This window comes from Sulfuricurvum sp., assembly GCF_028710345.1.
In the GTDB taxonomy this organism is placed as follows: domain Bacteria; phylum Campylobacterota; class Campylobacteria; order Campylobacterales; family Sulfurimonadaceae; genus Sulfuricurvum.
The window spans coordinates 81725-104391 of the sequence record NZ_JAQTUH010000008.1 but is presented as its reverse complement, the minus strand read 5'-3'; the positions used below and the strand labels follow the sequence as shown (position 1 = coordinate 104391).

Sequence of the window (22667 nt, the reverse complement as noted above, 5' to 3'; positions counted from 1 at the left end):
AATGTCTCAATTTTCTCTCTATTTTTCTCTTTGTAGCATATCGAATCAATAAAGAAGATCAAAATGTTATAATTCACTTTTTAAGATTTAAATCTTGTGATATTGTGAGCAATTATGAAAACCCAGAGAATACCCTTTGGCTCAATAGAACATTCGAAAAAAAACGCTGTTTTTTTAGCCATTTATGTCGAATCTATCTCTCCATGGAAATATTTTAAAGATGATATGCAGCACCTCAAATGTCCTGCGCTCATTATGATTGATCGATGGGATGGACGAATGGGCTTTCCAGGAGGAACTGTTGATGAGGGTGAGACACTACTCGAAGCACTGGTTCGTGAAATCAAAGAGGAGATAGGAATCACCATCAAACCCGATAAAGTTCATCCGATAGTGACCCATGAGAACCGCATCGTTACGCACTTTTATGGGCTCAAAGTTTTGGAAGCGGAGTTTTTACATATCTACTATCATATACTCAACAATTTCTCACGTTCTATCCTTCTTCACGCATACGAAGAGGGTGACCAATCCCATTTTATGTCTGAAATTACAGGGATAAAAATTGTCCCCCTCCTCCACCATCAAAACAAAGGGATCAATCGATTTATGGAAAACGCTTTTGCAGGAGCGACAAAAGAGGATATTGTAGTATTATTGAGCGAAGTACTTCACATCCCCCTCGCCTAAACACTCTCTAGATCAATAATCCCCTCCTCCATAATCTCTTTTTTTTGCATCATAAAGAGCTTAATTTTCATATCTTCTACCAAAATATGATCAATCAGCGCTTTTTTAATAATAAACTTGAGTTTTGTCTGTATCATCGCCAAAGTCGGTGCTTGTGAAACCGAGCTGTTGACAAACTCGATAATATCGTGATGCAGTCTCATATGATATTCATACGAAGGAAAACGAATTTGCTCCATATATTTCTCTTCATCTTTGAAATGTTCACTCATATAGGTACTCAATTCACCTAATATTTGTCGTAAATCCTCTTTCGTCGATGTCGCTGCATCAAGTGCTGCTATATGAGCCACTATATCAAAAAGATGTTTATGCTGATCGTCGATAGAGGTGATCCCTAAACGATAATGTTCATCCCATTCTAATCCTGTTGACATTCCATTCTCACTTTTAAATGAACTTATCAACGATTATAACCTAGCACTCTCAAAAAACATTCAATTTTATTACGTTCAATCACCTATTGTTACCCAATGCTTCTTATCTATACACCTGCAACATTTTACTTAATATTATTGTATAGCATCAAAAGAGTTTAAAGCTAATTCTAGTACTATAATAAAAAATTATTAGGAGTAGTTGCTATGCTTATTAAACTACTGCTAGCATTATTTATAATAGTCCCTTCATTATATTCCATAGAAAATATTACTATCGGGGTATTGTCTTTTCATTCAAAATCAGAATCGCTCAAAGAGTGGGAACCTACAGCACGATACCTCCATCAAAAAGAGCCTAATTTTACCTTCACTATTCTCCCACTTAACTATCCCGAAATCAATGAAGCGGTCAAAAACAATAAACTTGATTTTGTTATTACCAATTCAGGTCATTACATTTATCTCGAAAAAAAATACCATATATCCCGTATCGCGACCATGATGCATTATAAAAACAACCAATGGGTTGACCGCTTTGGCGGAGTTATTTTCACCCGTGCAGAACGCTCCGATATCACCACTCTCGACGATACAAAAGGGAAAAAAATTGCAGCGGTAGATGCAGAGTCACTTGGCGGCTATTCTGCACAAATATTTGAGTTTTTTAATCACGATATAGCGCTTGAAACACTGGATATCTATTTTACAGGGATGCCCCACAAGCAAGTAGTTGAAGAGGTTTTAAAAGGTAATGCAGATGTAGGATTTGTCCGCACCGATTTATTGGAAAGTATGGAAAAAGAAGGAACCATCCACCTCAATCAACTGAAAATTATCAATCAACGTAAATTTAAAAATTTCCCTTATCAACTCTCTACCTTACTCTATCCTGAGTGGCCAATCGCACGAATGCCGCAAACACCTAATGATCTCTCCAATAAAGTAGTCATAGCTTTACTTCAGCAACATCTTGAAAGTAAACCTAATGATGGTGATATCGGATGGTCATCACCTCTTGAGTACAGCCAAGTTCATGAAATGTTTCAATCTCTCCGTATTCCTCCATACGAACAAGCGGAAATTTTTACTATGGTTGATATTTGGAATAAATATAAAATTACTATTTTTTCTCTTTCATCTGTAAGCTTTATATTTTTAGCGATTATTGCGTGGATGTATCGAAAAAATTCATATGAAAAAACGTATGTTAAATCGATTTTAGATGCCTCACCGAATCCGACTGTTGTAACCAATGGAGAAGTTATTATTAGTGCTAATAAATCTATGCTTGAGTTTTTAGGCTATCAAACACTGGAACAATTCAAACAACAACATAACTGCGTATGTGATTTTTTTGAAGAGGGAGATACCGATGAGTACCTCCAAAGTATGATGAAAGATCAACTATGGATTCAATATGTCATTGATCACCCTACACGTGAACATAAAGTTAAAATAACAATTGATGGTAAAACAACCATCTACACCATAAAAGCTTCTATTGTAGGTAATAAAAACGACTTAGAGACTATTGTCATTTTTACCGACATCACTTTAATGATTAACCAATCGACAACCGACACTCTTACCAACGTTGCTAATCGACTCCATTTTGATCTCATATTTGAACATGTTTTACATAGTACACAACGGGATAACTCCCCATTATGTATTATATTCTTTGATATTGACCATTTTAAGCAGGTAAACGACACTTTCGGTCATTTAATCGGGGATAATGTGCTACGAGACATAGCTCAAATTACTAAAAATTCACTCCGCAAAAGTGATGTTATAGCACGTTGGGGAGGAGAAGAGTTTATCATTCTTCTTCCCAATACACCACTATCGTATGCAATTCAGGTAGCTGAAACTTTACGTGTAATAATTCAATCTACACCCTTTGAGGTTGTTGGTCATCTGACATGTTCATTCGGAGTCAGTGATTTACATGAAGGCGAAAGCGAAGATGATTTATTACGTCGTGTTGATGTTTTACTTTATAATGCAAAAGAGAATGGGCGAAACAAAGTAATAGTAGGCTAAAAGTTATACAATCACATACATAATACTACAAGGAAACATCATGATATTCACCTCTGAACAACTCCAAAACATTAAAGCATCCACCGAAATGTATCGTAGTGAAGTAAACCGTATTAACGATTTAATCAACACCCAACAAAGCGAAGATCGTCTCGATAAACTTTATCTGCTTCGCACAATCGCTACTATCGAACATGGTAAACGGGTAGGATTGTTTGATGAGAATAATACCGATGAATTTCTTGAAGCATTGGGGAATGAAGTGACTAAACATTTTCCTGACAAAGATGATGAAGAGCTATTTGATGATCTCGCTATTTTAGATGATGATCTCCATAACCGCCTCTTTTCAAGTACTGAAAAAGAGAAAAATATCCTTTTAAAAGGGTTAGGGATCACTTTATAAACTATTTAATGATACTAAAATAATCTATGCGTTAAACTCGTTTTACTTACACGGGAGTAACGGATAGGTCTACTATTATTTGAGCTTGACACAAAGAGGTTTTTTTGATTGATTTTACAAAAGCAAAAGTATCATCTACCACTAAATTAGCACTTATCCTCCTCAGTTTAACGATCGGTTTAGTCTCCTTTTTTGCCTACAAATCATATCAAAATGCCCTTGCAACCTACACTAACCAAGCAAAAGAGAGATTACAGTTAGCCACTACGTTATTAAAACCCTATCATGACGAGTGGCACGACAGGTTTACCTATGAAAACAAACCTACAGAAGCAGAATATCAAGAACTCTTACATAAACAATCCCATCTTGCACAAAAAATCGGTGTCGAATATATCTACACCTTTACCTACACATTACCCCCAAAATTTTATTTCTCTTCCGATAGTGCCAGTGAGAAAGATATACATGATCCCCTGTTACATACGAAACTAGGGCAAGAGTATTTAGATGTCAGTCATTATTTGAAAAAAACGGTCGAAAGCGGTATTCCCCAATTTGGTGAAGCACAAGATCAATGGGGAACCCATTTCTCCTACCTCGCTCCCTTCGAATCTCCAAAAGGGGTCAAGTATGTTTTAGGTATTGATTTATCGGTTCATAATATCAAAGAAGATGCACTTAAAATCTTTTGGCATTGGCTATTTTTCGGCTCTTTGGTATCATTAATCGGGTTTGTATTTGCATTTTTCGCCATTAAACCAATCATGAGACAGTTAGATGAGAAAAATACTAAACTCGAAATACAAACAAAAAATCTAAAAGACACCAACGAAAAATTTGAATATTTAGCCAAAAAAGACTCCCTCACCGGTATTAATAATCGCAGAGAGTTTTTTCGACTTTCAGAAGAGATATACAACACCTATGAAGATATCTATTGTGTAATGCTTGATCTGGATATGTTTAAATCAATCAACGATACTTTTGGTCATAAAATAGGTGACATTGCATTGATAGAGTTTTCAAAAATATTAACTCAACATCTCGATGACAAATCGATCTTCGGGCGAATCGGTGGTGAAGAGTTTGCATTGATATTGTTCAATAAATCATCTGAAGATGTATATCGTATCGTCGAATCGATTAGAGAAGATACTCAAAATATATCGATTCCAGTAGCCGATCAATCGATACACTTCACCGTTAGTATCGGGATAACTAAAAAAGAGGGGAATGACTCAATTGATACCAGTTTGGACAAAGCAGATCAAATGCTCTACGAAGCGAAACAAGACGGAAGAAACAAAGTCCGATTCAGAGGGCGAATGTTTTAAAGGTGTTAGATTATGAAAGCACTCCTAATCTTATTTTTTCTTTTTAATCTGATCACCTTTTTTGTCTTTGGCTACGATAAATACCTCGCCCGTACTAATCGACGACGAATCAGCGAAAAAACACTTATATACTTAGCTCTTATTGGAGGTAGTGTAGGTGCGGTATTTGCCCAAAAAATATTTCGTCACAAAAGTCAAAAGTACCGTAACCTTTTTTGGATTATACTTACGGTGCAGTTTATTCTGTTTGAGGGATTATGGCTCTATTCTCAAACATCGTACATGACATTTTAGTATTTACCTCTGCGAAACAATCATTAACAACAATAATGGGTTTTATAGTTGTGGTTATGGTGAATATTGAGCAGTTTTTAATCCTTGATCGATCCAACCCCAATTAATCCCCCCATCTAACTCATAGACGTTTTTATATCCGAACTGTAACCCCATCATCTCACCAACTGTTTTGGTTCTGCTTGCATGAGCACATACGAGGATGAACGGTTGTTCTTTATCCCTTACCACTTGGGTAAATGCATCCATAAACCTATCTAAATCGACCTCTCCAACCTCATCGAAAAAGGTGATTTTATGGCTACCCTCGATGACACCATAGGTTTCCCACTCGTCGGCTCTTCGTATATCGATAACGGCATAGCCTTCTTCTTTTTTGTGTTGAAACTCTTTGGTTGAAAGCGATTTAAACGGCCCGAAATTTAGCATTAACACCCCTTTTTATTGGTATACCTTTTTGTCAACTTACAAAAATCATAAAAATCACTCAACATCAAATAGCGAAATTCGATATCTTCGAATTGTTCCATCATGACAGGTTCTTTTTGGAGATAGTATTTCACATCTTTTTGAAATTCTTTCGGATAGTCGAGTTTTTCTGCACCCACTGATGAGAAACACTCCACGAAATCAGAAAAGAGCTCTATCACTATCACCTCTTGTTCTTGCGACTTGTGTTCAAGAAAATCGCTGATTGTTTCAAATCTCTCACATATATCTACCAAACACGGATTCACAAAACTCTCCCTAAATGCGGTTATTGGATACGATATACATAAAACATTCTCATAGAAATAGCCCATTTTTGCACGATTTATGTATTTTCAGAAATATCATTCATTAGGAGAATACTATGGTCTGCAAACTAAACCAGATAATCGATTTTGTCCGTACACACTCCGTTATTTTAAATCTCTATACTCATACGATTTAAAACTTCGAGCGTTTTGGTAACATCATACATCGCACTGTGGTACTGCTCTTCATCAAAATCGATTCGGTAATATCGGCAGGTTTCCAGCAGTTTCGGGTTCTTGAGACTCCCTCGGATATTGAGCGCTCCAACAATCTTTTTATTCGATTTCATCGTACAAAAGTGTTTATCAAATCTGACAAGTTCACCGAGATGACGCAGTTCAAACGTTATGTTGTGTGCGATAAGAGTTTTAGCTCCCTGACAGAACTCTATAAACTCCTGATCTTCTACGAAATACTCTGCATAATCAACATTTGCCCGAAGTCTCTCGATTCGCTGCGGTGAGAGCTTATGGACGGCAAGGGCGTAAGGGTTAACCTCATATTCAGAGAAGTAGTAGCGATGAAAGGTATCAGCGATGACATAAACGCCCTCTTCTCTTTTGATCCGAAATGCCGCGACTTCGATCACGTCATGGATAGCAGCAGAGTTGGTTTCAAAGTCCAGAATGATCAAATGTTCTCCATCAGTGTGTCTATAAATTTTATTCGACATTTTACCGAGATGCTAGTATCATGAGTGCATAATATGGATATCTTTTTTTGGGAGTCATACAATGAAATTATTATGGGTTCTTCTCATCTTTACTTCTGTGATGGTACATGCTTCGACTTTATCAAAAGCCTATTATGCCGGAGGGTGTTTTTGGGGTGTTGAATATCATCTTGAAAAGCTTAAAGGGGTCAAAGAGGTGCACTCTGGGTATATGGGTGGATCTGTTAAAAATCCTACTTACGAGCAAGTAAGCAACCACTCTACAGGTCATTTAGAGAGCGTTGAAGTTTTATACGACCCTACTATCATATCGTATGAAAATCTCACTAAAATGTTTTTTGAGATTCATGACCCTACACAAAAAAATGGACAAGGACCCGATATTGGGGAGCAGTATCAATCGGCTATATTTGTCAATACCTATCAAGAACGACGTACTGCCCTTTCTTTAATTCAACAACTTCGTTCCAATGGGTTTGATGTTGTAACCAAAGTTCTCCCCCTTAGCACTTTTTACCCTGCTGAAACCTACCATCAAGATTACTACGTCCAACATGGAAAACTCCCTTATTGTCACTCGTATGTAAAACGGTTTCGATAAAATAAAATGAATAGTTTACTACCCTACTCTCTGTATATCCTCCAATGCAATGATGGTACCTATTACACCGGAATCACCTCGGAGTTGGTACGGAGAATCAATGAACACAACACTTCCACTAAGGGTGCTAAATATACTCGTAACCGCCGACCGGTAGTTTTAGTCTATCATGAAACATATCCAGATAAATCGAGTGCCCTTAAACGGGAGGTGCAAATCAAACGGCTTACCCGAGCTCAAAAGATAGATTTGATTGCCTCTACTACTCCTTATAACCTCTAAAAAACTCTACTCGCTCACAGTGAAAAAAGCTTTATTACTGTAGTGAATAGCGCTTAGTAAGTTGATCCTTGACATACCTAATGGTATACCTAGTTAAAATATTATTTAAATTTGTATTGAAATTATCTCTTGAAAGTACGTATTTTAGGAGGTTTTGATGGTGGGTCAACCAGGACTTGAACCTGGGACAACTCCGTTATGAGGCGTTATTACCCTATTCGCTATTAATTGCAAAATCCCTATATTGTGGACTTTTAAAGACAAACAACTTGCTATCTTTTGCTATAATAATGCTATAATTTCCTAATAAGGGTTACCCCAAAGGTTACCCCATACAAAAAAGAGGTAATAAAATGGCTATTAATCCCAACGATTATCCCAATGTAGTTCGAGCTAATTTAAAAGCTAATGCAGATTACACGAAATTTTTTTACCTCTTCAAAGTCAATGGAAAACAGCATAAAGGGATTATCGATTTATCCGATAAGCAATGGGGAAAACGTGATAAAATCAAATATGCAGAAATTCAATTTTTAGAAGCTAAAGATAAAGTTGAAAATAATATCAATTCGGATGCAACCGTTAACGCAATGGTGCAACGATATATCGATACTCTCCCCGAGGGCAATTATAAAAAAAATAGAATGTCATATTATGAGCGTAACGTAAAACCTATCCTTGGTAGTAAAAAGATTTCGACTGTTATGCCTCATCATATTCAATCTATCGTTGATCAACAGATTAAAAATGGTGACAGTCCACGCACCGCTAAACAAGCTATCGAAATCTTATCCCCTGCCCTTCGTATCGCTAGAGCCAATCAGATCATGTTTCATAACCCATGCGAAGATGTAAAAATCAAACTACCGAAGACCAAAAAAATCGTATCCAATGCAACAGAACGCCTTAAAATCGTTCACGATGCTATTATGTCACTCTATGCTCATGATCCATTCTATCGAGCCTTTTTCCTCCTCGCATTACAAGGCAGACGTAGAGGTGAAATTATCAATCTCCTAGCCGAAGATGTTATTTTGGATCAAGACTATTACATCATACGTGATACGAAAAACGGTGAGGATCAAAAGATTTTTTTACCTCCAAAAGTGAAAGAGGCTCTTATAGAATTTATGCCTGAAAATGGGATACTTTTTAAATCGAGAGTTACGGGTGGCAAAATCAATACGGTTCATAAACAAATTCTGAAAATCAGAGCAATAGCAGGCGATTGGTTCTCTATGCACTACACCCGAAACCTCATCGTATCTGCAATGGCTGAAAAAGGTGTTGATTCGATTCACCTATCAGGCGCACTGGGTCATAACGATCCAAATACGATCATTAAATACCTTTCTCTCAATTACACCCTTGGAAGCCGTATGGCATCAGAAATGATCGATGATGTTTCGATAATAGTAAAAGAACAGGAAGAATCAATCTAAAAATTAAGAAGTACACAACGTAAGCCGAGTGCTTTTTTTGCCAGTGTTTACGGGCTTTCAAGGGGTATTGTGACAGAAATGCTATGCACATAGACACAATTATATCTGCAATACTCCCATTAAATCGATATCAATACTATATATGAGTGATATATTATTGAACATAATTATTCAAATACTGTCACAAAATATTTGATTATGGACTATTTTCTAGGAAGTAAAATTGCTTCAAATATGATTGACAAAGTTTTTAGATTTCAATAGATTTCTCAAGACTAACAACCTCTTTTGCACAACGGCCAACTAGCGGGACGTTTACTACAGCAAGGTCGTTCAAATGAAGCTTTACTTTCAATCGTAAATGCCGAGAAATCCTGAAGAGCATTCTGTATTTGATGGTTTGAAAGGCTTTTGAAATATTTTTTATTATTTATTGCCAATCTAGTTACAACTCTTATTTCTTTACTACCGAAATCAATTTTCTTATCTTTTTGCAATACACTAATATTTTTTGAAAGTTTTACTCTCACATTATATTCTTCTAAAAATTCCTTTTTATTTTTTCCAATATATCCATATTTTCTCTGTTTATTTGGCGTGGCTTTCATTATTCTCCTTTTTATTTTCATTACTCATATCAATTTTAAAATTGTCACAAACCTGATTAAGATGTTGATCCTTAATACATAAATTGATAGTATAAATTTTATAATTAGATGGTATTTTCCAATACAAGATTTCCTTATTACCTACTTCGTGCTTATTATATTTCCATTCAAAATCTATATTGTCTCTATTCTCTGATGTAGTCTTTGCTTGCAAAGAAATTTTTTCACCTATTTTTGGATTTAACGGAAGTAAAGTGAAAGAGTCAATCGTAGGCTTACTTGTTTTATCCTGATACAAATTGCTTGCAAAGTAAGCAATTAGGAATATGAAAGAAAAAATACCTGTCCAATTCGCAAGACCAAGTAATCTCTCAGGTTTTGCATTCTGGTCAGCTACAGTTAGATAGAATGCTAGAATAGCTAATAGGAGTGAGGTTATTGCTAGAGTAAAATAACAATACATCATCCAATCATAAATCATCGGTGGACTTAAAAGCTGCTGTATTGACGGAAATAATAGAATTAATGCGGACACAATTGCAATTATATATTTTGCAAGATCTGGATATACATTCATATTTTTTAGAACCTTCTTTATTTGTACATAACATTATCTAATTTTATAGCAATTAAAACTATTAATTTGTATTTGTATCTGATTATAGATATGATACTAATAAAAATAATGAAAGAAGAAGAAAATGGAGCCTACTGTTACAAGCATCGCCTTATCTGCACTTATAACAGAGGGAGTTAAAAAAACGCTTACGCTTTTAGATCCATTGTTAAAAAATCTTAAAGATAAATATAATCGTTATGAAGTAGAAAAAAATATCGTAGATAAAATTTCAAAAATACAATATGTTAAAACGATATGGCAGTATGACAAAGCGGTTAGTCTTTTTGATTTTTACTATCCTGCACAGATAATAATTAACAAGTCACCTTTTGCGGTCGATACCTATAGTGATTTTAAATCGAATAATCCAATTGTCATTGAAGGAAATGTTGGGCAGGGTAAATCAATTTTTTTAAGGTATTTAGCATTAACAGAATTTACAGTAAACAACCAAATACCAATTTTTATTGAATGTCGAAAAATTAAAACTGGCATACTCTTAGATTCAATTGATGCAGTATTAAATTCATACGGTTTCTCAGATGAACCACATACGAGAAATGAGTTACTATTAAGTGGAAAATTCACTTTTTATTTAGATGGTTTTGATGAATTGCCTTCAAAATATGTCCCTGATATTATTCATCAATTGGAGTTTTTCACTCTTCAATATTCTAGTGCACGAGTTATTGCAACATCAAGACCAAATTCAGAACTTCAAAAATCATCTTCTTTTGATGTATTTAAGATTTCAGAAATTACAGATTTAGAGGGATTTATTCTTAAAATAGTTGATGCTGAATATGAGCCATTTGAACTTATCCAGAAAATAAAAAATAGTAGTAGTGAAATAATTTCGTTACTATATTCACCTCTTTTAATTACATTATTAATTTTTAACTATAGAGTAAGTCAAGTCATTCCAACCCAATTTTCGGATTTTTATCAAAAGCTTTTTGAAATTTTGTTAGCAAGACATGATAATACAAAAGCTGGTTATAAAAGAGAAAGAAAAAGTAATTTAAATGATATTCAACTCCAAGATATTTTTGAAGCATTTTGTTTTTTTACAGCAAAAGAAGATATTTTACTCTTTGATTCGCGCGAATTAAATGACTATTTTTTTAAGTCTATATCACTTTTGAAGTTAGATGTAGAAACATCTGATGTTGTTGAAGATATTTTGAAAATAACAAATTTAATCATTCAAGATGGAATGGTATTTCAGTTTTTGCATAAAAGTATACAAGAATACTATAGTTCAAGCTTCATCAAACATAGAGATGAAACAACTGCTAAAAAAGCTTATGTTTTTTTACTTCAAAATCATAAAACATGGCGACAGCAACTTAATTTTTTAAGTGAAATCGATAGAAATCGATATATCAGATATATTTTTAACCCACAAATGGAGGATATATTTAAAGAATTTTTGGTAAATAATATTTATGATTTTAAAAAAGTTTCAGTTTATGACATACTTAATAAAGAAGAAATAACTGTCATATTCCACGAGCAAAAATTTGTAGGTATGCAAGTGACACATAGAGCTTTACAGAATAATTTACTCTATGAACAAATTTCGATGTACATAAATCAAAAATTTGCTGATTGTTCAGCTGAGTATATGGAAACACTTCAAGCTAATTTCATCAATATTAAAGAATACAAAGATTATGTAATAAATGGCAATCAGTTGAACTGTCCTCAGATCGAAATGGAAATTTTAAAACATCTAAATACTTTAATAGAAATTTATGAAAGAAATACTGCTTTTTTAGCGCAGGAACAATATATCAGCGATGAATTATTTTAATATCTTTCATTTTTTATTAGTTAAATACACATACTCAACTTTTTCTGTAAAATAATGCACAAAGAACTAATTACTAATCTTATAACCTATATTAATTGTCACCCCTTAGATGATAAACACAAGCAAAAAGCAATCGATATACTTCATAAACATGAAAATATCGAAGATATAGTACTTTTTCTTCAAGCCTCATATAAAGATCATAGTTTATTTGACTCATCATTTAGAGTTTTGTTTATGGGATTAATGGCTATATCTGATTTGAAAGAAAAAGAACTTTCCGACGATCCTAGATGGATCACCATTCGGCGTTTAGAAAAAGATCGGAAAAATATCATTCCACTTATTAACTCATTGAAAGATTCTCTAACCGTCTATTCCTCATTACGTGATCTAACAATGGTAAAACGTACATTGATTACTCTCTCAATATTTCAATCCTTTTTGAAAAATGATGAACTAACGATAGAAAAATTAGCGCTCGTTCAATTTCATAGGAATGATTACAGTAAACCTGAAGAATTCGATGTAAGACCAGAAGATGATCCTCACGAAGAATTTTTTACAGATGAGGATGGCAACAAACAATTCTCATTTTATTCTTTTCGAGATGATTTAAAAAAACATTCGCCTGAAGTCGCTAATTATATTGAAAACTTCGAAGACTTTGATTTTCTTGCTTCACTATCAGATTATTTTTGGGGTTACCGTTTAACACCTCAAATGATTTTAAAGTCTATTGCCATAAAGCTATATAACTATCCGTTCTGGATTTATTGGTTTAGAGCTGAACAAATCAATAAATCAGCATTGAAAAAAAGTATCCTGACACTTTTACTCCCTTTCAGTAAAACCGAAAAATTTACTTTTGATGCTTCGAAAGCAAAAGACTTCTATGTAAAAATGTATTACTATAATTCCCCTATTCTGGCACTGGAAGGCAAAAATAAAAGAACCAAATTTCAAGGTTTATTCAATCCAGACAAGTACTATGATTCAATTAAAGACAGAGACAAACAATATAACTCAAATCGTGCCCTTCTCAATTCCATGTTCTTCACCAACTAAATTTTCCTGATTTTCAGGGAAAAAAAACCTAGCCTTAAATTTCCTTAAGCTCTAAAATGTCGTTGTCAAGGATGACACCCAACAACGGCAAAAGCGCTTTTGTTAAATCCAAAAATCAATAAAAGGATTTGACTATGATCAAATTATCTGGAACCCTTCTTAATGTCTACACTTCGAATGATTTCACCAACAAAGAAACGGGTGAAGTTGTACGTGGTAAAAATAAAATACAGTTGCTCTTAGAGATACCTCTTAAAAACGGTGACTCACGTAAAGAGCTGATTGATCTCTCTATCCCCTCTTCCAAAGTAGCCCTCTACAAAGGCAAAGAAAACGAAATCGTTGAAGTAGACGTTGCCACCGTAGGCAAAGCCATCTTTTACGGTATCTAATTCTGCGCATACGTAGGCTTTGAGCCAATCTTGGGGCTATGCCCCCGTATGGCTCGATGCCGTTAGCTGTGCGCATTAACTCAGGGGGTTCTAGTAACACCCCCTGACATAAGTCATAAAACATTTCTCCCTCTCTTGATTTCATAAATAAAAAGTGACGTTTATCGTCGAAAGGAAAAACCTATGCAAGATAGTCATGTCAAAAATATACCCTTTGCAAGCGGTATTGATGCACTATATTACTTTGCACAAAGCGGTGCTTTCTATAATCGGTTATATGAGGACATCATTAATCAGATCGAAGATAAGAAAGCCTATTTTAAATCTCTTAACTATCAGTACGCTGATAATGACATCATCGTAAATATAAACGGGATCGATGTGGTTTACAGCGGAATGGGAAGAGACGGATTTCATTGGTTCAATCATGACTTCTTTCGATCAGGTTTTAAAGACCCTGAGAAGGCTATGAACATTCACAACATACGAATACAGCTCAATGCTGTTGGAATCTATACTTTGGGCTTAAAATCGCTTATAGAGTACGTTAATAGGAAATTCTTGGGTGAGTTCACTATGAGAGTGTTCCCCGTGACACGGATCGATCTTAATATGTTCATCCAACACGATTTCAGCTATCTACGTAAAGAGATGATCCTCTCTAAGAAGCAAAGCCACTCTGCCAACATCGGAGAACGATCAAGCGGGTATGAGTTAGAGACGTACTATGTCGGTAAAAAACCGTTTTTGCTTCGTATCTACAACAAGCATAAAGAGCTGACAACCGCGTCACAGATCAAACGGGAGATCATGCACAACCATTTCGGAGTAAACGGGATGGATTTACAGGAACCGATATTCAATGTCGAGTTTGAATTACATCGTGAATATTTAAAGACATTCGGAATTGATACTATCGATGATGCTCTTATACGTGCTGAGAGTCTATTTAAAAGCTCGTGTGACCTTATCAAGCTTATCGACACCGAAAGTATCAGTGAGAAGCAATTGAACTCTCCTAATCGAAAACGTGCTGACATATTGCCTATTTGGGAATATATCAAAGAGAACTACTCAATACTTGAATTTATGCAAGTAGATACTCCGTTAGAAAAGATTGAGCGTATCAGCTTCCGATACTCACTTCAAGATGCAGAGAAATCGATTAAAAAAGTCATTACACGGCTACTGGTTCATAAGAATGACCCTACCTTGCTTTTCTTCCTTGATGTGCTTCAAAAAGCAAAAACGGAATTTGATCTTAGACAGAACATTAAAAATATACATGAGGAGCATACGGTGCAACCGACATTTGATGATGATCTCAAATTGTACAGTGACGAAGGATTATGGAATCTGGATGAAAAGTTGTCAAAAGAGATAAGTGATACACCTATGGGTACACCCTTGTATGATGAACTGGATCATCGTCATGCATTGCTTACTAAAGAGTTGGAACGGCGGAAACTGATTCCAGATGTGTTTTAAGGGTAACCCCATGAATAATAGATGGGTTACCCCGAAACAACTTGAGGAAATGTTCGCGATTAAACAAAAAACGCAAGCAAAAAAGCGAATAAGAGGTGAGTTACCCTATTCTAAACTGGGTGGCTTCGTATATTATGACCTAGAAAAAATATATGCTCTATTAGAAAATCATGCCGTTATAAGATAAAAAATGGCTAATCAAAGGTTACCCTTGCGGTTACCCCATGAAAATATCAATGTAAAGTTTATGCTTTTAAATCTCTTGAAAGTGCGGTGATTGTGAGTTTTGAAGGTGGTGGGTCAACCAGGACTTGAACCTGGGACAACTCCGTTATGAGCGGAGGGCTCTAACCACTGAACTATTGACCCGTTACGAAGTGGAGCGCAATTATAAACGCTCTTAGATTAGACGAAGCTTTTTTTACCAACATTATCATAAAGATAACGGAAACGGTAGGCAATTAAGTTTTCCATTACGGCAAAAAGAACCATAAAGTTGACAAAACTGCTCCCCCCATAGCTAAACATAGGCAAAGGGACACCGACGACGGGGGCGAGTCCCATTGTCATGGCGATATTGACACTCATATAGATAAAAACGAGCAGTGAGAGACCACCTGAGACCACCTTGGTGTAATAATCGGTTGTCCATGTCGAGAGAAATAGCAAATGGACAATTAAAGCTGCATATAGAGAAATTAAAACAAATGCTCCAAAAAATCCGAAACGCTCCACCACATAGGCAAAGATAAAGTCACTTGAGGCGATAGGGAGAAACTTCATTTGCGTTTGAGTCGCATCCTCTTTTGCTTTACCAAAGAAACCTCCTGAGCCAATCGCGATAATCGACTGTTCTACGTGGTAACTCGATTTTTCACCGACAAAATCGGTCAAACGTTGTTTTTGGTAGTCATGAAGATTAGAGTAAATCAGTGGGAGAGAGATGACAAATGCAACGCTTAAGCCTACCCAAACTTTCCAATGCACCCCAACGATAAATAAGATACCAAATCCAAGCAATACCAAAACGGTAGCTGTACCCAAATCGGGTTCTTTAGCAATCAATAAAAACGGCAAAACAATAAAAAAAGAGAGTTTCATAAAATCTTTTATTCTGTAGCCATCATGTGGTGGGGGGTTTCGATGGATGAGATACGCTAACATCAATACAAATGCAGGTTTTAGTAGCTCGGAGGGTTGGAGAGTAAAATGGATAAACGGTATTTCAATCCACCGTTTTGCTCCTAAACGGGAATGACCGATAAATTCAACTGCGACCAAAAGGATTATACTTCCCCAATAAAATATCGGAATCATCCAAAACATTCGTCGTATCGGCAAAAGAAAAAGGGTAACAAAAACGCCGAAACCAACACTCACATAGGTCAAATGTTTTTGCCCAAGCACAGGATGAATCTCATAAATCAACCAACCCGATAAAAAAACGATTGGGATAATCAGCATAAGGGTTACATAGTCAAAATGTGCTAGAATTCGCCGATCAATATTAAGCAAATTAATCCATTCGGTATAAATTTTATTTTTAATATGAAATTGTAGCATAACCCCACCATTCCACCAAGGAGATTGATGCAACGCGAAAATGTAACCTTTCTTGTTGAAGAAGCAATCCGATTGGATCTTTTTTTAACTCAGATGCTCACTCAAACCCGCAACCAGATTGCCCAATTGATTGAACAACATGCGATAAACGTTGATGGAAAGCCCACTGCCAAAGCAGGATTAAAGCTCAAGCCCAATCAGAGTGTGACGATCATCTTCCCCGAAGCCAAATCAACCCCTGCACATGTGATCGATTTTGATGTTGAAGTGCTGTTCGAAGACGATGATATCATGGTAATCAACAAACCCAGTTCCCTCACCGTCCACCCAGCACCCAGCGTCAAAGAGCCCACTCTCGTCGATTGGCTCAAAACACGCGGAATCACCCTCTCAACACTCAGTGGTGAAGAGCGACATGGTATCGTCCATCGGCTCGACCGAGGAACCAGCGGTGTGATGGTTGTCGCTAAAAACAACATAGCTCACGAAGCACTTTCGTTGCAGTTACAAGATAAAAGTATGGGGCGTTACTATCTTGCAGTCATCACCCCGCCACTCAAAGAGGAAGAGACGCTGATCGATAAACCAATCGGACGAAGTGCCCAAAACCGTCTCAAAATGGCGGTCGTAGAAACAGGTAAAAATGCCAAGACAATGTTTCGAAAACTTGCCTCCTCTCTCGATGAAACAAGTGAGCTGATTGTCTGTAAACTCTTTACCGGAAGAACCCATCAGATTCGCGTCCACCTCGAATCTATCAGCCGTCATATCCTAGGAGATCACCTCTATGGAAGCCACCAAAAAGATGCTAAGGTGGAACATATTTTGCTCCATGCCTATATGCTCTATTTAACCCATCCAACCAGTGGTGAGCCACTCTCTTTTAATGCTCCGATGGATGGCGTTATGAACGAATATTTAGAAAAACATTTTGAATCAAAGGAACTGCATGCAACGCTCTCTAACCTACGCTTTGAGCATCTCTTTAGCGCTTAGTCTTTTTACCGGATGTACCCCTATTCAACCAACACCGGAAAAAAAAGTAACGATCGATCCAACTTTACCGATCCCTTCTCTTAACGGATCCATATCAGATATTCAAACCATTGCGTTTGAATGGAAAGCGATCAGTGACCCACGCGTCAGCGGATACAATATCTACCGCGCAGCTGCTAATGAAAGCAACCAAACACTTACTCGTGTCGGAACTATCGATGGACGATTCGCAACCCACTATGTCGATGAAGGACTCACACCGAACACCCTTTACCACTACCGCTTTACAACAACAGCAAAAGAGTTGCTAGAGTCTAACGGAAGCGAAACAATCGAAGCGAGCACTTTTCCGATGATTGCCCCTGTCAGTTTTTTTCAATCGGTTGGAAATATGCCTCGCAGTGCCAAATTACTTTGGCGTCCGCACCCAAATACCCGTATTAACAGCTATGTAATCGAGCGGCTCGATGTTAACGATCAAGAGTGGAGCAGTATTAAAACTATTGAAGGTCGCTTAAATGCTGAATACATTGATACTAAACTCAAAGATGGACAAGTTTATTATTATCGTGTCCGTGCCGTTACCTTTGATAAATTAAAAACCGAGCCAAGTGAAACAGCAAAAGTAGTAACCAAACCTCTCCCTCCTGAAATCAAAGGGGTGAGTGCAACAACGAATCTCCCAAAAGCAATTTCGCTCAAATGGGAACCAAGTTCACTGGGGAGTGATTTAAGCCACTACAATATTTATCGTTCCACCAGTTCAAACGGTATTTATGAATACCGTGTTAAATTAACGGAAACTACATTTACCGATACTACCAAAGGAGATGGTGAGCCATTCTACTACAAAGTCACCGCCGTAGATAAAGATGGGTTAGAAAGTCCAATGGGCTCAATCATCACCCAAGGTGTTAGCTTGCCAAAACCGCATACCCCTATCGCCTATGATGGACGTATCGGAGCGAGCGGTGTTGATTTACAGTGGACATCCAGCGATCCTCGTATCATTAGCTATACCGTTATTAAAACCACTAAAACGAGTTGGATAGGTCGTGAGTCTATCGAGATCAATAATATCAAAGAGACTAAGTTCCAAGACCCAAATACCACTCCAAACGTCGGTTATATCTATCAAGTAATGGGTGTCGATAAAGATGGTATCCGTTCTCTCCCGACTGAGGGTATTGAACTTATGTATGAGAAAAAATAACGTATGCCTCATTTACATATTGATGTATTTCAACCTCTTCAGCTTCCAGCCCGTGAGGGGGAAGTAGAATTTGGCTTTATAGCTACTTCTCGCGGTGAGGGGGGAGAGTCCCTGATTTCTACTCGATACAAAGGTCGAGAATTTTTTATCCTCCATAAAAAAAGTGGTGAAAAGCACCTTCTCAAAAGTGATAAGATTACCCGCCCTAGCCCCAATTTTTTGGTCAAACATGCCCTTTTAGCCTATGCAAAACACTCCCATGCAACCATCATCGATTCCAATGTCGATAACGCGAGTGAAAATGTCCATCTTAAAACTCATGATGCCCTCAAATCAGTTGATTATTTTGCTTCAGATTTTCCAACGGGTCGTGAAATACGTCTCGAAGTAGGATTTGGCTCCGCACGCCATTTACTCCATCAAGCATCAACCAATCCGGATGTCTTGTTTATCGCTTTAGAGATTCACAAACCCTCGATTGAGCAGGCTCTTAAACAAATCACCATCCAAAATCTTAATAACATTATGATTTTAGATTATGATGCACGATTATTTTTAGAGTTTGTCCCTTCCAATACCCTCAGCCGTATCTATGTCCATTTTCCTGTACCTTGGGATAAAAAGCCCCATCGTCGTGTTATCGGTGATACTTTCGTCACTGAAGCAATTCGAACGTTAGCACCGCAAGGTAGATTAGAATTACGTACTGACAGTGAAAACTACTACCGTTTTGCTCTGGAAACCTATTCTCACCCTCCTCACGTTAGTTTTGAGGTACGCAAGAATCAAGAGATTGCAGTAACCAGCAAGTATGAAGATCGTTGGAAAAAGATGGAAAAAAATATCTATGATGTTACTCTAATCAACGATTTAATAAGTCCTGAAAAAAAATTGGAAGGGGATTTTAGTTTCACCCAATCATCTATCAATGATGGTATACTTCCAACACTAGAGCGTCAAACATTCCGCCGTGATTGGGGATTTTTAAACGCAGAAGCAAGTTTTATGATTGGTGAGGGTGGATGGATGTTGAGATTGGCAATGGGGAGTTTCGATCGTCCGGAACATCTCTATCTCATTGTCCAAAATGGAAAGGCTCGCTATTTTCCTACACAACCCGTCCGATCCAGTGCTAACCTTTCTGCCCATATTTTATTAAACGAGTTACTCAATGGATAATGTTATTATTGCAGAGAACCTTTCTCTCTCTTACAAAGATTATGAAACAATTATCTCCAAAGCAACATTTAGTATTGAGGCAGGGAGTTTTGTCTTTATCACCGGTGCAAGTGGAAGCGGCAAATCAACCTTGTTAAAATCGTTTTACGGTGCTATCGAACCGAGAACTGGACAGCTGAGTGTCGGCAGTGTCAAAATGAATAAAATCAGCACCTCTAAACTCAATTTTCTTCGTCGTAATATCGGTATTGTTTTTCAAGATTACAAACTTATCAATGAGTGGACCATTGAAAAAAATGTGATGCTTCCGTTAATTATTTCCGGCTACACCGGCGATGTAGGGGGGGCACAAGTGCAAAAACTCCTCTCCCATGTCAAACTCTCTCATCAATCAGGAAAATACCCTCCTGAACTCAGCGGAGGAGAACAACAACGTGTTGCTATGGCACGCGCACTTGCACACAACCCTATTTTAATCCTCGCTGATGAGCCTACTGGAAACCTTGATGATTACTCTTCATCCGTTATTTGGGGACTTTTAGAAGGGGCAAACACCCAATTGAAAACGACTATTGTTGTAGTGACCCATCATATTCCAGATGAGTTAAAAGTACCTTATAAACATTACCATATCGAGTTTGGAAATATCCATGAAATCGCTTAAAAATCATATCTCACTTATTATCGCCCTCTTTACCGTTCTAGCATCCGTTCAAATTTATTTTGCGGTTGATCGAACAATAGCCGCCTATGAAACGCATCTTAAAGATGACTATTCTGTTATTGTCGTTTCCAACAAAACATTCAATCCTGCTGAACTAAAAGCACTCAATTCGATGATTGATCGGGGTGAACCGGTCAGTACCGAATCAGTTTTAGAGCGTCTTAAAGGGGAGATGTCTCAAAAAAATATCGATCTATTAAAAATTACTCTTCCAAAATTCTATCGCCTCTATCTTAACCGTTTCCCTACCCCAAAAGAGATTAATCAACTTCAAAAAAAACTTGAACAGCATCCTGCAATTGAGCGTGTAGAGGGGTTTACCCAAACTCATGACACCGTTTATAAATTGATGTTGTTATTTAAAGACGTTGTTCAGATTTTTTCTATTGCTATTGCTGCTGTCACCTCGCTGCTAATTTTAAAAGAGATGCGTTTATGGCAATTTCAACACGCAGAACGGATGAGTATTATGGCGCTATTCGGTGCACCGGTTTGGCTTCGTTCAGCGGTTTTATTTCGCCTTGCTATTGTGGATGCCATTATTGCGACCCTTATTTTGTGTCTCGCTTTTTTTCTTATTGATTATAACGGCTTTTTAACGTCACAACTCAAAACAATCGGAATTACCGTCCAACTCTTTAACTTTGTCAATGATGCACTAAGATCTCTCGCTATTGCTTTAGGAATTTCCATTATTCTTACTTTTACCATCGTACTGTTTCAACGCGAAGAGGAATAGATGTTCCCATATTCCCTTCTTCTGCTATCACTCTTAAGCATAAATGGATTCAGTGCAAAAATAGATGAACGTATCCAAAATACATCTAAGCAGCTCAATGAAACAAAACAAACCTACTCATCACTCAATGCAAAACTAGAAGAGACTGCTACCAAAATTATGCAGCAAAAAGAGGTTGTTGGGGTTCAACAACAACATTTAAATACTTTGGTCAGCGAACTTCAATCCAAAGAGAGTGTCTATCAATCCAATAAACTTAGTCTCAATGGACTACTAACACAACAAACTCAGCTTACCAAAACACAAAATGATATCGAACAACGTCTTGTCTTTGCAATTGCACGAAATACCTCCATATCTTTGCTTATAAAAGATGATCGAGCAAAAAATGCTGATGCCATTATCACCGAAGAAGCTCTTAAAATTCATCTTAAACAAATCAATGAAGAGATTAAAGAGCTTAACTTTATTTTTGGTGAAAATGCTAATCGTATCGCTGCTCTTACGAACCAAACTACCGTTCTCAAACAATCTATCGCCGTAATCGATAAACAAAAACAAAATGTTCTTGCTACTAAACAAGAGAATGAAAAAGCAATTGCTTTGCTAGAAAAAGAGAAAAATGAGTATAAACGCTCTCTTGGAAAAATACTCAGCCAACAAAAATCGCTTCAGAACACCCTTGCAAGTCTCAATATTATTAAACTTGAAGAGATGAAGCCTAAAAAAGCTCCACCACCACTTGTTGCCCCAAAAGCAGGATCAAAACCTCTTCCTGAAGGTGCACAGAAAGCCATTTCTGAGTACCAACCTTCTAAAACAGCAGCATACAGTGGAGATCGTACTATCGCGCCACTGGATGGCTATGTCGTAACCAAACGTTTCGGTCCCTACACTGATCCGGTATATGGGATTAAAATTTACAATGAATCAGTTTCACTCCGCCCTACCGATCCGGATGCAAAAGTCAAAGCAGTCTTAAACGGCAAAGTTATTTTTGCAAAACCCACCGCAATGCTTGATAATGTTGTGATTATTGAACACGACAATGGACTTCATACCATCTATGCCCATCTCGATAAAATTGCCCCTACGGTATCTGTCGGTCAAAGGCTTAAGCAAGGTTCCGTTATCGGTCGAGTTGAGCGTGAATTGATGTTCCAAGTCACCCAACGCAATGCCCACATTGACCCATTACAGGTAATTAGATAAAAATCACTTCTATTTACTCTGAGCGCACATTTACACCCTAT

Annotated in this window: 25 protein-coding genes and 1 tRNA gene; 18 read left to right on the top strand and 8 right to left on the bottom strand. The window is 36.9% G+C overall.

The features are described 5' to 3' along the window. Positions 1-114 precede the first annotated feature (114 nt). A complete protein-coding gene (locus PHC76_RS11310; protein ID WP_299972049.1) occupies positions 115-690 on the top strand; it encodes an NUDIX hydrolase in 576 nt (191 codons plus the stop codon). On the opposite strand, the gene PHC76_RS11305 is transcribed toward PHC76_RS11310, so the two are convergent. Further along, on the bottom strand, positions 687-1127 hold the full coding sequence (locus tag PHC76_RS11305) for a hemerythrin family protein (RefSeq protein WP_299972048.1): 441 nt from the start codon (positions 1125-1127) through the stop codon (positions 687-689). The genes PHC76_RS11310 and PHC76_RS11305 overlap by 4 nt on opposite strands. Before the next feature lie 207 nt (positions 1128-1334). On the opposite strand from PHC76_RS11305, the gene PHC76_RS11300 reads away from it, so the two are divergent. From PHC76_RS11300 to PHC76_RS11285, 4 genes are all read left to right on the top strand, one after another. Further along, positions 1335-3176 (top strand): diguanylate cyclase, encoded by a 1842-nt coding sequence (locus PHC76_RS11300; RefSeq protein WP_299972047.1) that lies wholly within the window; start codon positions 1335-1337, stop codon positions 3174-3176. Between the two features lie 40 nt (positions 3177-3216). After that, entirely contained in the window at positions 3217-3582 is a 366-nt protein-coding gene (locus PHC76_RS11295) for a hypothetical protein (RefSeq protein WP_299972046.1), read from the top strand. Between the two features lie 104 nt (positions 3583-3686). Next, the gene (locus PHC76_RS11290) at positions 3687-4919 is read left to right on the top strand and encodes a GGDEF domain-containing protein (protein WP_299972045.1); all 1233 of its coding nucleotides are present in this window, start codon (positions 3687-3689) and stop codon (positions 4917-4919) included. A gap of 12 nt (positions 4920-4931) precedes the next feature. Then, positions 4932-5213 (top strand): DUF1294 domain-containing protein, encoded by a 282-nt coding sequence (locus PHC76_RS11285; protein WP_299972044.1) that lies wholly within the window; start codon positions 4932-4934, stop codon positions 5211-5213. Positions 5214-5267: 54 nt separating this feature from the next. Here PHC76_RS11285 and PHC76_RS11280 read toward each other — a convergent pair whose 3' ends face one another. The 3 genes from PHC76_RS11280 to PHC76_RS11270 all read right to left on the bottom strand — a co-directional run bounded on the left by PHC76_RS11280 (position 5268) and on the right by PHC76_RS11270 (position 6645). After that, positions 5268-5642 carry a rhodanese-like domain-containing protein gene (locus PHC76_RS11280; protein WP_299972043.1) on the bottom strand — a complete coding sequence of 125 codons (375 nt, stop codon included), beginning with the start codon at positions 5640-5642 and terminating at the stop codon, positions 5268-5270. Then, positions 5642-5950, bottom strand: a complete 309-nt coding sequence (locus PHC76_RS11275) for a hypothetical protein (RefSeq protein ID WP_299972042.1) — start codon at positions 5948-5950, stop codon at positions 5642-5644. Before PHC76_RS11275 ends, PHC76_RS11280 begins: the two co-directional genes overlap by 1 nt. Positions 5951-6120: 170 nt before the next feature. Further along, on the bottom strand, positions 6121-6645 hold the full coding sequence (locus PHC76_RS11270; RefSeq protein WP_299972041.1) for a 3'-5' exonuclease: 525 nt from the start codon (positions 6643-6645) through the stop codon (positions 6121-6123). Between the two features lie 100 nt (positions 6646-6745). On the opposite strand from PHC76_RS11270, the gene msrA reads away from it, so the two are divergent. The 3 genes from msrA to PHC76_RS11255 all read left to right on the top strand — a co-directional run bounded on the left by msrA (position 6746) and on the right by PHC76_RS11255 (position 9009). Continuing rightward, positions 6746-7285 carry a peptide-methionine (S)-S-oxide reductase MsrA gene (gene msrA, locus PHC76_RS11265; RefSeq protein ID WP_299972040.1) on the top strand — a complete coding sequence of 180 codons (540 nt, stop codon included), beginning with the start codon at positions 6746-6748 and terminating at the stop codon, positions 7283-7285. Positions 7286-7291: 6 nt separating this feature from the next. Continuing rightward, positions 7292-7567 (top strand): GIY-YIG nuclease family protein, encoded by a 276-nt coding sequence (locus PHC76_RS11260; RefSeq protein WP_299972039.1) that lies wholly within the window; start codon positions 7292-7294, stop codon positions 7565-7567. Between the two features lie 353 nt (positions 7568-7920). Beyond that, positions 7921-9009 (top strand): tyrosine-type recombinase/integrase, encoded by a 1089-nt coding sequence (locus PHC76_RS11255; protein ID WP_299972038.1) that lies wholly within the window; start codon positions 7921-7923, stop codon positions 9007-9009. A gap of 275 nt (positions 9010-9284) precedes the next feature. Here PHC76_RS11255 and PHC76_RS11250 read toward each other — a convergent pair whose 3' ends face one another. Then, positions 9285-9617: a hypothetical protein gene (locus PHC76_RS11250; RefSeq protein ID WP_299972037.1), complete on the bottom strand. Its 333-nt coding sequence runs from the start codon at positions 9615-9617 to the stop codon at positions 9285-9287. Continuing rightward, complete coding sequence (locus tag PHC76_RS11245; RefSeq protein ID WP_299972036.1) at positions 9598-10194, bottom strand: hypothetical protein; 597 nt, start codon at positions 10192-10194, stop codon at positions 9598-9600. The genes PHC76_RS11250 and PHC76_RS11245 overlap by 20 nt, the downstream gene beginning before the upstream one ends. A 124-nt stretch (positions 10195-10318) precedes the next feature. Here PHC76_RS11245 and PHC76_RS11240 point away from each other — a divergent pair, with 124 nt between their 5' ends. The 4 genes from PHC76_RS11240 to PHC76_RS11225 all read left to right on the top strand — a co-directional run bounded on the left by PHC76_RS11240 (position 10319) and on the right by PHC76_RS11225 (position 15000). Continuing rightward, complete coding sequence (locus tag PHC76_RS11240; RefSeq protein WP_299972035.1) at positions 10319-12052, top strand: hypothetical protein; 1734 nt, start codon at positions 10319-10321, stop codon at positions 12050-12052. A gap of 54 nt (positions 12053-12106) precedes the next feature. Then, positions 12107-13120, top strand: coding sequence for a hypothetical protein (locus PHC76_RS11235; protein ID WP_299972034.1), 1014 nt, complete (start codon positions 12107-12109; stop codon positions 13118-13120). A 134-nt stretch (positions 13121-13254) separates the two neighbouring features. Beyond that, entirely contained in the window at positions 13255-13512 is a 258-nt protein-coding gene (locus tag PHC76_RS11230) for a hypothetical protein (RefSeq protein ID WP_299972033.1), read from the top strand. 183 nt (positions 13513-13695) lie between these two features. Next, the gene (locus PHC76_RS11225; protein WP_299972032.1) at positions 13696-15000 is read left to right on the top strand and encodes a hypothetical protein; all 1305 of its coding nucleotides are present in this window, start codon (positions 13696-13698) and stop codon (positions 14998-15000) included. A gap of 293 nt (positions 15001-15293) precedes the next feature. Here PHC76_RS11225 and PHC76_RS11220 read toward each other — a convergent pair. Both PHC76_RS11220 and PHC76_RS11215 read right to left on the bottom strand, forming a co-directional pair. Further along, positions 15294-15369: transfer RNA gene (locus PHC76_RS11220), tRNA-Ile, on the bottom strand. A gap of 36 nt (positions 15370-15405) precedes the next feature. After that, a complete protein-coding gene (locus tag PHC76_RS11215; RefSeq protein WP_299972087.1) occupies positions 15406-16515 on the bottom strand; it encodes an FtsW/RodA/SpoVE family cell cycle protein in 1110 nt (369 codons plus the stop codon). Positions 16516-16590: 75 nt separating this feature from the next. Between PHC76_RS11215 and PHC76_RS11210 the strand changes: the two genes are divergently transcribed. Genes PHC76_RS11210 through PHC76_RS11185 form a run of 6 tightly spaced genes read left to right on the top strand, consistent with a single transcriptional unit; the run spans position 16591 to position 22626 of the window. Beyond that, on the top strand, positions 16591-17559 hold the full coding sequence (locus PHC76_RS11210) for an RluA family pseudouridine synthase (protein WP_299972031.1): 969 nt from the start codon (positions 16591-16593) through the stop codon (positions 17557-17559). After that, complete coding sequence (locus PHC76_RS11205) at positions 17513-18772, top strand: fibronectin type III domain-containing protein (protein ID WP_299972030.1); 1260 nt, start codon at positions 17513-17515, stop codon at positions 18770-18772. The genes PHC76_RS11210 and PHC76_RS11205 overlap by 47 nt, the downstream gene beginning before the upstream one ends. A gap of 3 nt (positions 18773-18775) precedes the next feature. Next, on the top strand, positions 18776-19951 hold the full coding sequence (gene trmB, locus PHC76_RS11200; RefSeq protein ID WP_300210074.1) for a tRNA (guanosine(46)-N7)-methyltransferase TrmB: 1176 nt from the start codon (positions 18776-18778) through the stop codon (positions 19949-19951). Further along, positions 19944-20615 (top strand): ATP-binding cassette domain-containing protein, encoded by a 672-nt coding sequence (locus PHC76_RS11195; protein ID WP_299972028.1) that lies wholly within the window; start codon positions 19944-19946, stop codon positions 20613-20615. Before trmB ends, PHC76_RS11195 begins: the two co-directional genes overlap by 8 nt. Continuing rightward, a complete protein-coding gene (locus tag PHC76_RS11190) occupies positions 20602-21414 on the top strand; it encodes a cell division protein FtsX (protein WP_299972027.1) in 813 nt (270 codons plus the stop codon). Before PHC76_RS11195 ends, PHC76_RS11190 begins: the two co-directional genes overlap by 14 nt. Then, positions 21415-22626 (top strand): peptidoglycan DD-metalloendopeptidase family protein, encoded by a 1212-nt coding sequence (locus PHC76_RS11185; RefSeq protein ID WP_299972026.1) that lies wholly within the window; start codon positions 21415-21417, stop codon positions 22624-22626. The last annotated feature ends 41 nt before the right edge of the window (positions 22627-22667 follow it).

What these genes read in the sequence shown, in the direction of transcription:
- PHC76_RS11225 (WP_299972032.1), top strand. Translation starts at nt 13,696, where the DNA reads ATGCAAGATAGTCATGTCAAAAATATACCCTTTGCAAGCGGTATTGAT.
- PHC76_RS11190 (WP_299972027.1), top strand. Translation starts at nt 20,602, where the DNA reads ATGAAATCGCTTAAAAATCATATCTCACTTATTATCGCCCTCTTTACC.
- PHC76_RS11295 (WP_299972046.1), top strand. Translation starts at nt 3,217, where the DNA reads ATGATATTCACCTCTGAACAACTCCAAAACATTAAAGCATCCACCGAA.
- PHC76_RS11240 (WP_299972035.1), top strand. Translation starts at nt 10,319, where the DNA reads ATGGAGCCTACTGTTACAAGCATCGCCTTATCTGCACTTATAACAGAG.
- PHC76_RS11230 (WP_299972033.1), top strand. Translation starts at nt 13,255, where the DNA reads ATGATCAAATTATCTGGAACCCTTCTTAATGTCTACACTTCGAATGAT.
- PHC76_RS11300 (WP_299972047.1), top strand. Translation starts at nt 1,335, where the DNA reads ATGCTTATTAAACTACTGCTAGCATTATTTATAATAGTCCCTTCATTA.
- PHC76_RS11285 (WP_299972044.1), top strand. Translation starts at nt 4,932, where the DNA reads ATGAAAGCACTCCTAATCTTATTTTTTCTTTTTAATCTGATCACCTTT.
- PHC76_RS11205 (WP_299972030.1), top strand. Translation starts at nt 17,513, where the DNA reads ATGCAACGCTCTCTAACCTACGCTTTGAGCATCTCTTTAGCGCTTAGT.
- PHC76_RS11185 (WP_299972026.1), top strand. Translation starts at nt 21,415, where the DNA reads ATGTTCCCATATTCCCTTCTTCTGCTATCACTCTTAAGCATAAATGGA.
- PHC76_RS11280 (WP_299972043.1), bottom strand. Translation starts at nt 5,642, where the DNA reads ATGCTAAATTTCGGGCCGTTTAAATCGCTTTCAACCAAAGAGTTTCAA.
- PHC76_RS11260 (WP_299972039.1), top strand. Translation starts at nt 7,292, where the DNA reads ATGAATAGTTTACTACCCTACTCTCTGTATATCCTCCAATGCAATGAT.
- PHC76_RS11250 (WP_299972037.1), bottom strand. Translation starts at nt 9,617, where the DNA reads ATGAAAGCCACGCCAAATAAACAGAGAAAATATGGATATATTGGAAAA.
- trmB (WP_300210074.1), top strand. Translation starts at nt 18,776, where the DNA reads ATGCCTCATTTACATATTGATGTATTTCAACCTCTTCAGCTTCCAGCC.
- PHC76_RS11305 (WP_299972048.1), bottom strand. Translation starts at nt 1,127, where the DNA reads ATGTCAACAGGATTAGAATGGGATGAACATTATCGTTTAGGGATCACC.
- msrA (WP_299972040.1), top strand. Translation starts at nt 6,746, where the DNA reads ATGAAATTATTATGGGTTCTTCTCATCTTTACTTCTGTGATGGTACAT.
- PHC76_RS11310 (WP_299972049.1), top strand. Translation starts at nt 115, where the DNA reads ATGAAAACCCAGAGAATACCCTTTGGCTCAATAGAACATTCGAAAAAA.
- PHC76_RS11255 (WP_299972038.1), top strand. Translation starts at nt 7,921, where the DNA reads ATGGCTATTAATCCCAACGATTATCCCAATGTAGTTCGAGCTAATTTA.
- PHC76_RS11195 (WP_299972028.1), top strand. Translation starts at nt 19,944, where the DNA reads ATGGATAATGTTATTATTGCAGAGAACCTTTCTCTCTCTTACAAAGAT.
- PHC76_RS11210 (WP_299972031.1), top strand. Translation starts at nt 16,591, where the DNA reads ATGCAACGCGAAAATGTAACCTTTCTTGTTGAAGAAGCAATCCGATTG.
- PHC76_RS11235 (WP_299972034.1), top strand. Translation starts at nt 12,107, where the DNA reads ATGCACAAAGAACTAATTACTAATCTTATAACCTATATTAATTGTCAC.
- PHC76_RS11245 (WP_299972036.1), bottom strand. Translation starts at nt 10,194, where the DNA reads ATGAATGTATATCCAGATCTTGCAAAATATATAATTGCAATTGTGTCC.